This window comes from Shewanella sp. (assembly GCF_041630135.1).
Classification (GTDB): Bacteria; Pseudomonadota; Gammaproteobacteria; order Enterobacterales; family Shewanellaceae; genus Shewanella.
This window is the reverse complement of record NZ_JBFKLW010000086.1, coordinates 1-13,105: the sequence shown is the minus strand read 5'-3', so window position 1 is coordinate 13,105 and position 13,105 is coordinate 1. Positions and strand designations below refer to the sequence as shown.

The window sequence follows — 13,105 nt, the reverse complement described above, 5'->3', positions numbered from 1 at the left end:
TCCAGAACCACATTTTTTCACCGGCGTTGGCAAAGCCTGCGTCGGGGTGCTGGTTCTTGAAGGGGCCAAAGTTGATATAGCCGCCCATCACCATAAACCACTTCACATCATACATTTTCGGCAGCTGGTTTTTGGCCCACATCAGGGTCATCAGCGCCCAACCAATCATGAAGGGAATGGCCACCACGTCGTGCACCTGCTTGGCACCGTACACCATGGCGGCCCACACGCCTTCGCCTACAAACGGCTGAACGAAGAAGCGCCCCGCCAGCAGGATAAGCCCGGTGATGATCAAAAGCAGGCACGGTATGGCACCCAGCCAGTGAATGCTCACATCGAGCTTTGACCAGCGATACACCAGCTTGCCCGAAAACCCATGGTGCAGCCTGGAGATGCCGTTAACCATGATAAACAGGGCAAAAACCAGGATCATGCCAAACAGTGCCGCCATCAGCCCCGGTGCCAGCAGGTCGCTGCGCAGCTCCAGCACCCGCAAGTCGTAGGTGTTGATTGGCTGGTTGTGGAACTCACTGGTGGAGGTGGTAGTGCCGGTTGCACCCTCTTTGAGCTGGGCCCAAATCTGTGGATCGCCCGCCTGAACCGCAGTATCGGCGGCATGACCAAGGCTTATGCCCATCATGAGCACCACTGCCGCGGCCAGGATTTTGAACCAATTGTTCATTTATAACCTCGCTCGGGGGCAGCCATGCCGCCCCCCTGGCTGTGTTTACTTCCAGGCACCGTTTTCGGCACCACGATAGGCAACGCGCTCACGGTAGATGTTGGAAACAATTTCCGCGTCACCAGCCAGCAGCGCCTTGGTGGCACACAGTTCAGCACACATGGGCAGCTTGCCTTCGGCCATACGGTTTGCACCGTACTTCTGGCGCTCGGCGTCAGAGAAGTTCTCCTCAGGACCACCGGCACAGAAGGTGCACTTGTCCATTTTGCCACGGCTGCCAAAGGCTCCCTTTTTCGGGAACTGGGGCGCACCGAACGGACAGGCATACAGGCAGTAGCCGCAGCCGATACAGGAATCCTTATCGTGCAGCACTATACCTTCTTCAGTTTTGTAGAAGCAGTTAGCCGGACACACCGCCATACAGGGCGCATCGGAGCAGTGCATACACGCCACCGAAATGGAGGTTTCACCGGGTTCTCCGTCTTTGATGGTGACCACGCGGCGACGCTGGATACCCCACTCAAGGGCGGAGTCGTTTTCGTTTTTACAGGCGGTGACGCAGCCGTTGCACTCGATGCAGCGCTTGGTGTCACACAAAAATTTCATTGTAGCCATAATGACTTATCTCCTCGATTACCGCGCTCAGGCCTTCGCTATCTGACACAGGGACACCTTGGTCTCCTGCATCTGGGTCACAGGGTCGTAACCATAGGTCAGCGCGGTGTTGGCAGACTCACCCACCACATAGGGCCTGGTGCTGATGCCACCGGATTCGGGGTATTGCAGGTCTTCGCCATGCATCACACCGGCAAAGTGGTAAGGCATCCAGGTCTGGCCCGGAACCACCCTTGGGGTCACCATGGCCTTGATGCGGATGCGGCCGCCCTCGGCGCCTTCCAGCCACACGGTATCGCCGTTGCGGATACCACGGTCGGCGGCATCGGCCGGATTCATTTCAACAAACATCTCTTGTTGCAGCTCAGCCAGCCATGGGTTGGAACGGGACTCTTCACCACCACCTTCATATTCCACCAAACGACCGGAGGACATGATCAGCGGATACTTCTTGTCGAGGTTGTCAGCCACTACCTTGTCCTGAATGGTCTTGAACAGGGTTGGCAGACGGTGCACCTGCATGTCGTCGTGGGTTGGGTACTTGGCAATCAGATCGCGACGTGGGGTGTACAGTGGCTCACGGTGAGTCGGGATCTCATCAGGGAAGGTCCACACTCGGCAGCGGGCCTTGGCGTTACCGTAAGGCACCATGTTGTGAGCCAGGGCCACACGTACAATACCGCCGCCAAGGTCGGTCGACCAGGTACGGCCTTCGGCGAGTTTCTTCTCATCTTCGGTCAGTTCATCCCACCAGCCGAGCTGCTTGAGCATGTCGGCGGAAAACTCCGGGTAGCCGTCCTGAATGTCGGCATCCTTGGAGAAGGAGCCATCGGCCAGCAGGCTTTCGCCCTGATATTCCACGCCGAAACGGGCACGGAAGTTACCACCACCCTGATTCACGTTCATGCCGGTGCGGTAGAGAATTTGGGTGCCGGGGTGCTTCTGCTCCGGCAGACCCCAACATGGCCATGGCAGACCATAGGTTTCACCCTTGTTGACGCCACCGGCAGCTTCGAGGGTTTCATTGGAGAAGTCGCCCCAGTTCATGGTGTGGGCCTTGATACGCTCTGGTGACCAACCTGTGTAACCGATGGAGCGCATACCGCGGGCATACTCGCGCATCACGCTTTCGGGCACGGGGCGGTTGTTCTTCACCTCGATGTTTTTGGTCCAGACATCGGCAATGCCAACGTGTTTGGCCAGCAGGTACATGATTTCCATGTCGCGCTTGGACTCGAACATAGGCTCAACCACCTGCTGACGCCACTGGGCGCTGCGACCTGAGTTATTGACCGAACCTTCACCCTCAAACACTGTGGCAGCAGGCAGCAGGTACACGCCATCTTTTCGGCGGTGCATGACACCGGCGATGGTTGGGTAAGGGTCAACCACAACCACGGTTTCCAGCTTGTCCAGTGCGTCACGCACTTCCATCTGACGGGTTTCGGTGTTCACCGACTGCCCCCAGAAGAAAGCGAGACGCAGGTTGTCTTTCTGAGCCAGCTTGGCTTTGTCTTCCAGCACGCCATCGTGCCAGCGAGAACAAGGAATACCCGGGGTGGTCATTGGGTCGCGGCCCAGATACTGGTTGGCATCGAAGCGAGCTTTCACCTCATCAAAAGGCAGATCCCATACGCGGGACCAATGCTGCCAGGCACCTGTGGTTACGCCGTAGTAACCGGGCAGGTTGTCGAACAGCAGGCCCATGTCGGTGGCGCCCTGCACGTTGTCGTGGCCACGGAAGATATTAGTGCCGCCGCCCTTAACGCCCATGTTGCCAAGCACCAGCTGCAAAATAGAGTAAATGCGGGTGTTGGCGTTACCCACTGTGTGCTGGGTACCACCCATACACCAGATAACAGTGCCGGGCTTGTGCTCGGCCATGTGCTTGGCAGCCTTGTAAACGGCTTCTTTGGATACGCCGGTGACGTTTTCCACTTCATCCGGGGTCCAACGCTTCACTTCTTCACGGATCTTGTCGATACCGAACACGCGCTGGCGGATAAACTCTTTATCTTCCCAGCCGTTTTCAAAGATGTGCCACATCAGACCGTAAACCAGCGGAATGTCGGTACCGGGGCGCAGTGGCAGGTGCACGTGGGCGTGGGCCGCAGTGCGCGAGAAACGTGGGTCAGCCACGGTAATGGTAGCGCCGCGTTCCTTTGCTGTGAGGATATGCTGCATCGCCACCGGGTGTGCCTCGGCAGGGTTGGCACCAATCACGAAGATATTTTTGGCGTTGCGAATATCGTTGAAAGAGTTGGTTTGCGCACCATAGCCCCAGGTGTTGGCCACACCGGCTACAGTGGTAGAGTGACAAATACGGGCAGAGTGGTCGACGTTATTGGTTCCCCACATGGCCGCCAGTTTGCGGTACATGTAAGCCGCTTCGTTGGAGAACTTGGCAGAGCCCATGAAGTACACCGAATCCGGACCGGACTCTTTGCGCACCTGTTGCATCTTATCGCCGATTTCAGTTACCACTTGCTCCCAGCTAAGCTTCTTCCACTTACCGCCTTCAAGCTTCATCGGGTATTTCACCCGCTTGTCAGAATGGGTGTGATAGCGCAGCGCCGCACCCTTGGCACAGTGGCCACCGGCATTGAATGGGTGGTCGAATGCAGGCTCCTGGCCGGTCCAGACACCATTTTGCACTTCAGCGTAAATACCGCAGCCAACAGCACAGTGTGAACAAATGGTACGCTTGATTTCTACCGGAGCATCGTGGGGTACAGCAGCAATTTTAGCTTCAGCGCGGCGGATCATGCCGGTACCCAGCATAGACGCAGCAGCGATACCACCAGTGGCAATACCTGCCGTTTTCATAAAGTGACGGCGGCTCATACCCAGCGGTTTGGCCTCGGCCTTCACGGCCACGTCAGATTTTCGGGTCAGTTTCATCACTGTCTCCTTTTACTCGCCGCGTAAGCTGGCGTAATAACGGCGGATATGATCAGTCTCGTGATAGCCCTGATCGGCTGTTTCAGCATGCTCTATGGGCTTGGCGACTGCTGTGCCCGTGGCTGCCACCGCCACACCGGCAACGCTGCCCATGGCCATGGCCTTGAGAAACGCCCTGCGCTCTGCGCTGGAAGGGGTTACTTTCATACTTGCTCCTGAGTTGGTTAACTGGGCTAACCGACCTTTGTTAACAAAAAGCACGACTATTGTTGATAAACCCATTTTTATTAATGGGTTATCTAAATTCGCCGCCACTGTAGCCGCGCGCGTATGTACAGAAATTGATCTGGCGCAGTGTTCGCGCCGCCTGCTGCGGTTCACGCGGTGAATTTGTTAACAAGTGCAAAAAAGCGCACGAAATACGGCCTTGTAACCATTTGATACAACAAAGATAAATCGTTAAATGTGTGACATTTCTGTACGGACGGAATAAGGAGGAGGACAGCGTAAAAGACGCCAAAATACACTTGAGAATGACACCTCAGGGGAGGCGAAAATGGGGAATGGGGAATGGAGAGTAAGGGAATAAGGGATTAAAGGAACTGGCGGAAAATTTGAGGAAAGACATAAAAAAGCCCGGTTGAAACCGGGCCTTTTCAGTACGGGACTAAACATCTGTCCTTGTATTTCAGGCTGCCATTGGCTTTGATTTCGCTGGATTTTGTAGGAAAGCCAGAGGTTGTGGTGCCGATTGTGCAAAAAGGCCCAGTCAAACTGGGCCTTTTCAGTACGGGACTAAGCATCAGTCCTTGTATTTCAGGCTGCCGTTGGCCTTGATTTCGTCGTACCAGAGGTTGTGGTGCTGGATAGCCCAGTTTTCATCACAGTAACCGGACTTCATACACTCCATACCACCTTCACTGAGCACTGTCGCCATCCAGATATGCACTATGGTAAAGGCAATAATGATGATGGCACTGATGGCGTGGATAAGCAGAGCAGCCATTGAAGCTTCCCGTGGCAAATCCAGCCCCGGCAACACCAGCATCACCCCGGTCACGCTGATAAACAGACCGAAAATGGTCAGGGTCCAGAACCACATTTTCTCACCGGCATTGGCAAAGCCACTGTCGGGGTGCTTACCCTTGAAGGGACCGAAGTTAATGTAGCCACCCACCAGCAGGAACCACTTGAGGTCGTACAGCTTGAAGGTTTGCAGCGGCATCCACTTCACCACACACAACACCCATGCCAGCATAAACACCGGCCCGGCGAAATCGTGAATGGTTTTGCTGCCGTAGATCAGCGATGCCCACAAACCCGCCCCCAAATAAGGCTCAAGCACATGGCGCCCCAGCATAATGGTTAAACCGGTGAAGATAAGCAGCATACAGGCAATAGCCAGTACCCAGTGGATCCACAGATCCGCCTTGCTCCAGCGGGCCACCATCTTACCTGAAAAGCCGTGATGCAGCTTCGAAGGACCGTTGACCAGATAGAACAGCAGGAAGGCTCCGAACACACCCACCACGGCAAAGCCCAGGGCAGGAGTCAGGTACTGATTACGAACATCTTTGCCCTGATTACCTGCCACGTTAATCAGTACGCCGGCTTCGACGCCCTGGGCCGTGGTGTAACCGGATTCACCGGCCTTCACCGCGCGCCACAGGTCGGCATCGCTGGTCTTGGCGGCTTGCTGCTGGCTGGATTGCTCATCGGCGGCAAAGGCTCCCGATACGGAACCCAGCGCCAGCGCAATCGCCAACAAGGCCACAGACCAAAGCTGCTGCAGTGACTTGTTGAACGCTTTGGATAACATTTTCACTCCTTTAGCGGCGACGAACTCAGGCGCTAACCTGCTTTCGCCGCCACAGCTTGGCCTCAGTTAATCTCACCTGTCTGTGGGTTGTAGCCCCAGACAACGTTGGGATTGCCACGGGCGGCCATGCGCTCACGGTAGATGTTGGATACCACTTCAGCATCACCGGCCAGCAGTGCCTTGGTGGCACACAGCTCGGCGCACATAGGCAACTTGCCCTCGGCGATACGGTTGGCACCGTACTTCTGGCGCTCAGCCTCGGAGAAGTTCTCCTCAGGACCACCGGCGCAGAAGGTGCACTTGTCCATCTTGCCGCGACTGCCAAAGGCGGTCTTTTTCGGGAACTGCGGTGCACCGAAAGGACAGGCATAGAAGCAGTAGCCACAACCGATACAGGTATCTTTGTCGTGCAGTACTATGCCGTCCTCGGTCTTGTAGAAGCAGTTCGCCGGACACACCGCCATACAGGGGGCGTCGGTACAGTGCATACAGGCAACCGAGATTGAGGCCTCACCGGGTTCACCGTCTTTGATGGTGACTACACGGCGACGCTGGATACCCCACTCGAGGGCGGAGTCGTTTTCGTTCTTACAGGCGGTGACACAACCGTTACACTCGATGCAGCGCTTGGTGTCACACAGAAATTTCATGACTGCCATAATGGCTTTCTCCTCATCAAGTTACGGTCAGGCTTTGGTGATTTGACACAGGCTGGACTTGGTTTCCTGCATCTGAGTCACAGGGTCATAACCATAGGTCAGTACTGTGTTGGCAGATTCACCCTGTACGTAAGGTGCTGTACCTTCGGGGTAATTCTTAACCAAACTCTCACCTTCAAAGATGCCCGCAAAGTGATATGGCATGAAGCATTCACCGGCAATAACCCTTGGCGTCACCATGGCTTTGACTGTGATCACGGCGCCTTCTGGGCCATGTACTTTCACGTCATCACCATCGCGGATACCGCGGTCAGCAGCATCGGCAGGGTTGATTTCAATGAACATTTCCTGCTGCAGCTCCGCCAGCCATGGGTTGGAGCGGGTTTCTTCACCGCCACCTTCGTACTCAACCAAACGGCCTGAGGTCAGTGCCAGTGGGAAGTCCTTGGCAAAGTCCTTCTCCTGAATTGACTTGTACAGAGTTGGCAGACGCTGAACCTGCATATCATCATAAGTGGGGTACTTGGCCACCAGATCGCGACGCGGGGTATACAGCGGCTCGCGGTGCAGTGGGATATCGTCAGGGAAGTTCCACACAATACAACGGGCCTTGGCGTTACCGTAAGGAATACAGCCGTGCTTGATGGCTACACGCTGGATACCACCAGACACGTCGGTCTTCCAGTTCTTGCCCTCGGCGTGCTTTTTCTCTTCCTCGGTCAGGTCATCCCACCAGCCAAGCTGCTTGAGCATGTCAGCGGTAAACTCGGGATAACCATCCTGAATTTCAGCGCCCTTGGAGTAGGTGCCTTCGGCCAGAATATTGTTGCCTTCGTGCTCAACACCGAAGCGGGCACGGAAGTTACCACCACCGAAGCGCACTTCGCGGTCAGTACGGTAGAGGATTTGGGTACCGGGATGTTTCATCTCGGCAGTGCCCCAACATGGCCATGGCAGACCATAAGTCTCACCCTTGGCTGGGCCGCCGGGTGCTTCGAGACTGTTCACATCGAAGGTGCCCCAGTTTTGCTGGTGCATCTTGATACGCTCAGGGCTCTGACCGGTGTAACCAATGGTCCACATGCCGCGGTTGAATTCGCGGGTCACATCTTCCACCAGCGGCTCATCACCGTTGACCTGGATGTGCTTACAGAATTCTTTTTCCACGCCCCATTTCTTGGCCAGCTTGTACATGATCACGTGGTCAGGCAGGGATTCGAACAGCGGCTCAATCACCTTGTCACGCCACTGCAGTGAGCGGTTGGAGGCAGTTACCGAACCATAGGTTTCGAACTGAGTAGCGGCTGGCAGCAGATACACGCCGTCAGTACGCTGGTGCATTACGCCGGCCATGGTTGGGAAGGGGTCAACCACTACCACGTTATCCATCTTGTTCAGTGCTTCGCGCACTTCACGGCCACGGGTTTCGGTGTTGACCGACTGGCCCCAGAAGAAGGCCAGACGAATGTTGTCTTTCTGGGCAATCTTGGTCTTGTCTTCCAGCACACCGTCGTGCCAGCGGGAACAAGGAATACCTGCTGTAGTTTGTGGCTGCTTGCCGAGGTACTCACCCTGATCGAAGCGGCCGGATACCCAGGCAGGATCCAGATCCCACACATTACTCCAGTGGCCCCAGGCACCTGAGGTCAGGCCGTAGTAGCCCGGCAGGTTATCGAACAGCAGACCGAAGTCGGTGGCGCCCTGCACGTTATCGTGACCACGGAAAATGTTGGTGCCGCCACCGGATACGCCCATGTTGCCCAGCGCCAGCTGCAGAATGCAGTAAGCACGGGTGTTGGCGTTACCTACGTGGTGCTGGGTACCACCCATACACCAGACGATGGTGCCGGGCTTATGCTCAGCCATCATCTTGGCCACGCGGTACATCTGTGCCTTGGGCACACCCACAACGTGTTCCACTTCTTCAGGGGTCCAGCGCTTCACTTCATCCTGAATACGTTCCATGCCGTAAACACGTGACTTAATGAAGGCTTCATCGTGCCAGCCGTTTTCGAAGATGTGCCACAGCAGACCGTAAATAAACGGAATATCGGTACCGGGACGGATATGCACGTACTCGTCGGACTTGGCCGCAGTACGGGTGAAACGTGGGTCAACCACAATGATCTTGGCGCCGCGCTCTTTACCTGTGAGCACGTGCTGCATGGCAACAGGGTGCGCTTCGGTTGGGTTGGAGCCGATAAACAGCATGCACTTGGAGTTGCGCATGTCATTGAAGGAGTTGGTTTGCGCACCATAGCCCCAGGTGTTGGCCACACCGGCTACAGTGGTAGAGTGACAAATACGGGCAGAGTGGTCGACGTTGTTGGTGCCCCACATGGCTGCCAGTTTGCGGTACAGGTAAGCCTGTTCGTTGGAGAACTTGGCCGAGCCCATGAAGTACACGGAATCGGGGCCTGACTCTTCGCGGATTTTCAGCATTTTATCGCCGATTTCGTTGATGGCCTGATCCCAGCTCAGTTTCTTCCACTTACCGCCTTCAAGCTTCATCGGGTACTTGAGGCGCTTTTCACCGTGGCCGTGTTCACGCAGAGAGGCACCCTTGGCACAGTGGCCGCCCTGGTTGAACGGGTGGTCGAAGGCGGGCTCCTGACCGGTCCACACGCCGTTTTGTACTTCGGCATAGATACCGCAGCCAACGGAGCAGTGAGAACAAATAGTACGCTTCACCTCGGTGGGCGCATTGTGTGGCACGTCTTTGGCCTCGGCGCGGCGCATCATGCCGGTACCCAGCATGGAAGCAGCGGCAATACCACCGGTGGCAAAACCGGCAGATTTGAGGAACTGACGACGATTCATGCCGAGGCTGGGCTTTTCTGCCTTGGAAGCCTCGGTGGAGGTGCGGGTCAATCGCATCTTAATCTCCTTGGTTTGAGTTAATGCCCGGCTGCTCAGTTGCGCAGGGTGGCGTAGTAATTGCGGATATGTTCAGTCTCGCGGTACTTGTCGCTTTGCTGCTCGGGCGTGGCCTCAGCAGGCGCCGCTGCGACAGAGCCTGCCACAGTAGCTGCGGCAACCGCACCACCGCCAATGGCAAGCGCCTTAAGCAGTTCACGACGACTCATTTCGGAAGCTGGCTTCTTCATGTTGTCTCCTTGTTGTTATCGATTCCGGCCAAAGCCGGCTGTTTGGTTGGCGGCCGAAGCCGCCTGTTTACTGTTACCCCTCAGTGAACCTCAACGGCTTCCTGACTGGCTGGGGCAATATCGGCCGAGCCCGGGCAATTCACCGGAATGTCCAGACTCAGTTGTTCAAACTCATTGGCTTCCACGGCAAAGAATGCCTTGGCAAGCTGAGCCACAGTGCCGTAAAACGCGGCGCTGGGTGCCTTGGCCACGGCGTCGCAGAAGCGGTTAATCCAGCTGCCGATATGGCGCTGGTAGAAGGCCAGCTGGCGATAGCCCGGGGCCTCGAGGATGAGCGAGCCCATCACTTCACACAGGGCGGCTACATGATCTTCCGGCTCCCTGACGTTTTCTTCACGCTCAAAGCCCATCTGAGCCAGGTCCTGACGCAGCAGCGCCAGCGGCGTGTCCATCAGCGAACCTGTCATAAACCAGCTGCCATAAGGCAGGATTTCACCGCAGCCGACACCGAGGAACAGGTTAAAATACTCATCTTCCAGCTGCTCGGGGGTGAACTGGCCAGCGGCCAGCTTCAGTGCCGCCCAGGCGCGGGTCATATCGTTGTCTTCTTCCACGTCCACTTCCAGCGCCTGCAAAAAGGCCAGCAGCTCGGCAGAAGGCGCGCGGCGCAGCAAGGCCGCCAACAACTGGTAGATGTCGGCCCGGAACTGGTCGTTTTCTGATACTTGTCGAATGGCTTGGGTCATAGCGCGTCTCTTACCTCAGTTGCTTTTCCGGATCTTGAAGAATGTCTTCAAACATGTCTTTCACACGGCAGTCGCCACACATCTTGAGTCGCTCGATGTTGGCGGCAAATGCCGAGTGCATGCCGACCATATCCAGCATCCGGTGCACCATGGACTGGGTCGCAAAGGGCGCGCCGCAGCGCACACAATCAAACGGTTTTTCTTCCTTGAGCACCCTGGCAGCCTTGCGGCTATCAGGGTCGAAGTTCACCTGAGCGCTGAGGCTGATGACCTTCTCAGGGCAAGCCGCTTCACACAGGCCGCACTGCACACAGTCCTGCTCGGTAAACAGCAGCTTGGGCTCGTCACCGCCGTCGGTCAGTGCTGCTGTGGGGCAAATGGCCACGCAGGACATACACAAGGTGCAGTTGGCCTCTGCCACTTTCACCTGACCAAAGGGCACATTGCCCATGGGCACAACCGTGGTCACTCCACCAGCCTGAGCATTGAGATGATCGATGGCGGCGTACAGGGTTTCGCGTTTGGTGGTGGCACCAAAGGCCGCAGGCACGATCACCGGCCAGTCGAGGCTGATATCCAGCGCAGGGGTCAGGTCGGCCAACTCGGCCTCATCAATCAAACGCACCCTGGCAGGCTGCCCCATCTCGGTAAGAATGCGGCAGGCCAGCTCGATTTCGCCCTTGAGCATGGAAGTGAGGGTGGGCGCCGTGGCCTGAGTATTCAGCACCAGCACTTCGCGGGCACCCCAGGCGAGGGCTGCAAACCAATGGTCCATGGCGGCAACTGTGATTTCTTCCAGCGCCACCGGCAGCACTTCGCCGGGCAGTTCATCGTTAATCAGCGCCTGCCCCTGGTTCTGGTCGTGGAACAGGATGACCGGAGCTTCCTGTGCTTCTTCGCGGAAACGACTGACCAGCTTGCCGATGAAGCTGTGCAGTGCCTGAGGATTGGGCAGGTCGTAGCTGATAGCACCGGTCGGGCAGGCATTGGTACAACTGCCGGCACCGTGGCACAGGTAGGGGTCAATCTCGATTTTCTTTTCCACGCTCTGGATGGCATCCGCAGGACAGAAATTAAGACAACGGGTACAGCCGCTGAGGCCATTGCGATTGTGGGCGCACAGGTCGGCATTCACCTTCACATAGCGGGGCTTGTCGAACTGCCCCACCAGATCAGGGATTTGCGCCAGCGCATCTTCCAGTTTGGCACCATCCTGACCCACATGGAAATAACCGGGAGGCAGCATTTCGAGGTTGATGGCTGGCTCAATGGACAGGTCCAGCACCACATCGAAATGGGGGCGACGAATGGCCACAGTGGACAGCGCCGCCTGGGTGCCATTTTGCTCCACAGTCACCTGAAATTGACCGAGGAAACCTTTGATGGACACCAGTTTATTGTAGAAGCTTTCGACCTCAGGAGCGGCGTTCATCACCTGCTCCAGATGAGCTTCATCCTGGCTGGTAATATCGTCGGTGGCCAGAATGACCCGGCTCGCCATGGCAGACAGCCGTCCGGCAGCAAGCCTGGCGATGTCTTCAGCGCCGATGATAAGAACATGCCCTTCGGTGGAATAGCTCACCGTCGGGGGAATGAGGTTCCCGAGAATGCGGGTTTGTGCAAGAACCTGACGGCGTATTTCACTGTGCCCGGCTCTGTGTGTTGTTTGACTAATGCTCACGTTGCGTTCCTGAACAGTTCTTTGGCTGTTTCTGTAAGTGAGGGCCATCAATTTATTGTTTGTTTTGCGCTACTTGGCGCCGATGAGCCATCTTAAATACAGCAATTCACATACCAGTTTTACGGACATTAAACTCGGCTAAACTGACCCTAAGCGATAAGGTCTTGAGCTTGCTCTCCTTCTGATTGGCCATTTTGGGGCACCTCCTCGATGACCTCAGGCAAATTGTCCTCAGACGCGACTGCCACGGCCGTTACCTCAGTTTCCACCTCTTCGGTTGCCGACTCTACGACATGACGGAATACTTTCTTGGCCAGCTCCAACGAGGCATCGGCACTCAATTTGGGCTGGTTGGAATAGTCGAGGGCGTACTCAATCAGGCCATCGATATGGTTGTACTGGGGTTGCTTCCACAGTGCACGCAGTGCTGCTGTGCGGGTTAAAGGGTCGACATCGTTCGACATAAAGCGGGCAAAGCTGCCGCCCACTTCGATGCTATCGGGATCGGGCAACGACTCGGCAACTGGCTCAGGCTCAGCCTCTGCCGCCGCAGTCTCTTCAGCAGACGTTTCTCCAGCGGGTATCTCCTGTGCCAACGTCGCGGCAGCCTCATCGGCCTGCTCCCGGGCAATCAGCTCATTCTGCAGCTCGGTGGCTTCTTCTGCGGCAACCGCTTCCCGGCGGGCCTGCCAGCGCCCTAAAAATCCCTGGGTTGAGTCTGTCATCATGACCTCCGTGCATTCGCTTCGGCCAACTCCTTGCGGCGATTCACATGCTTGCGGCGATGAGCGCTGATTTCCACCTCACCATGGCGGGTGATAAAGGCCTCAATCCAACAGGCCACAGCTTCCGGCATGGCCATATTGAGTACCGGGGTATCACCTTCCAGGCATCC

Annotated in this window: 11 protein-coding genes and 1 pseudogene; all 12 read right to left on the bottom strand. The window is 56.4% G+C overall.

The features are described 5' to 3' along the window. Nucleotides 1-640, bottom strand: a 640-nt coding sequence (locus tag ABYK60_RS17190) for a cytochrome b/b6 domain-containing protein (RefSeq protein WP_372873229.1), incomplete at its 3' end; no start/stop codon positions are given. An 87-nt stretch (nucleotides 641-727) separates the two neighbouring features. Continuing rightward, a complete protein-coding gene (gene fdh3B, locus ABYK60_RS17185) occupies nucleotides 728-1,297 on the bottom strand; it encodes a formate dehydrogenase FDH3 subunit beta (RefSeq protein ID WP_372873228.1) in 570 nt (189 codons plus the stop codon). A 27-nt stretch (nucleotides 1,298-1,324) separates the two neighbouring features. Then, entirely contained in the window at nucleotides 1,325-4,198 is a 2,874-nt protein-coding gene (locus ABYK60_RS17180; protein WP_372873227.1) for a formate dehydrogenase subunit alpha, read from the bottom strand. 12 nt (nucleotides 4,199-4,210) lie between these two features. Continuing rightward, nucleotides 4,211-4,405, bottom strand: a complete 195-nt coding sequence (locus tag ABYK60_RS17175; protein WP_372873226.1) for a formate dehydrogenase — start codon at nucleotides 4,403-4,405, stop codon at nucleotides 4,211-4,213. Nucleotides 4,406-5,000: 595 nt separating this feature from the next. Further along, entirely contained in the window at nucleotides 5,001-6,017 is a 1,017-nt protein-coding gene (locus tag ABYK60_RS17170) for a formate dehydrogenase subunit gamma (protein WP_372873225.1), read from the bottom strand. A 62-nt stretch (nucleotides 6,018-6,079) separates the two neighbouring features. Next, a complete protein-coding gene (gene fdh3B, locus ABYK60_RS17165) occupies nucleotides 6,080-6,676 on the bottom strand; it encodes a formate dehydrogenase FDH3 subunit beta (protein ID WP_240591303.1) in 597 nt (198 codons plus the stop codon). A 27-nt stretch (nucleotides 6,677-6,703) separates the two neighbouring features. Further along, entirely contained in the window at nucleotides 6,704-9,553 is a 2,850-nt protein-coding gene (locus tag ABYK60_RS17160) for a formate dehydrogenase subunit alpha (RefSeq protein WP_372873224.1), read from the bottom strand. A gap of 35 nt (nucleotides 9,554-9,588) precedes the next feature. Next, nucleotides 9,589-9,783, bottom strand: a complete 195-nt coding sequence (locus ABYK60_RS17155) for a twin-arginine translocation signal domain-containing protein (RefSeq protein WP_372873223.1) — start codon at nucleotides 9,781-9,783, stop codon at nucleotides 9,589-9,591. An 80-nt stretch (nucleotides 9,784-9,863) separates the two neighbouring features. Beyond that, nucleotides 9,864-10,529, bottom strand: coding sequence for a molecular chaperone (locus tag ABYK60_RS17150; protein WP_372873222.1), 666 nt, complete (start codon nucleotides 10,527-10,529; stop codon nucleotides 9,864-9,866). Between the two features lie 10 nt (nucleotides 10,530-10,539). Then, on the bottom strand, nucleotides 10,540-12,258 hold the full coding sequence (locus ABYK60_RS17145) for a 4Fe-4S dicluster domain-containing protein (protein ID WP_372873221.1): 1,719 nt from the start codon (nucleotides 12,256-12,258) through the stop codon (nucleotides 10,540-10,542). A gap of 101 nt (nucleotides 12,259-12,359) precedes the next feature. Next, complete coding sequence (locus ABYK60_RS17140; protein ID WP_372873220.1) at nucleotides 12,360-12,938, bottom strand: DUF3306 domain-containing protein; 579 nt, start codon at nucleotides 12,936-12,938, stop codon at nucleotides 12,360-12,362. After that, a pseudogene (locus ABYK60_RS17135) lies at nucleotides 12,935-13,105 on the bottom strand (DUF3305 domain-containing protein); the annotation flags it as partial. The gene ABYK60_RS17140 and the pseudogene ABYK60_RS17135, both read right to left, overlap by 4 nt.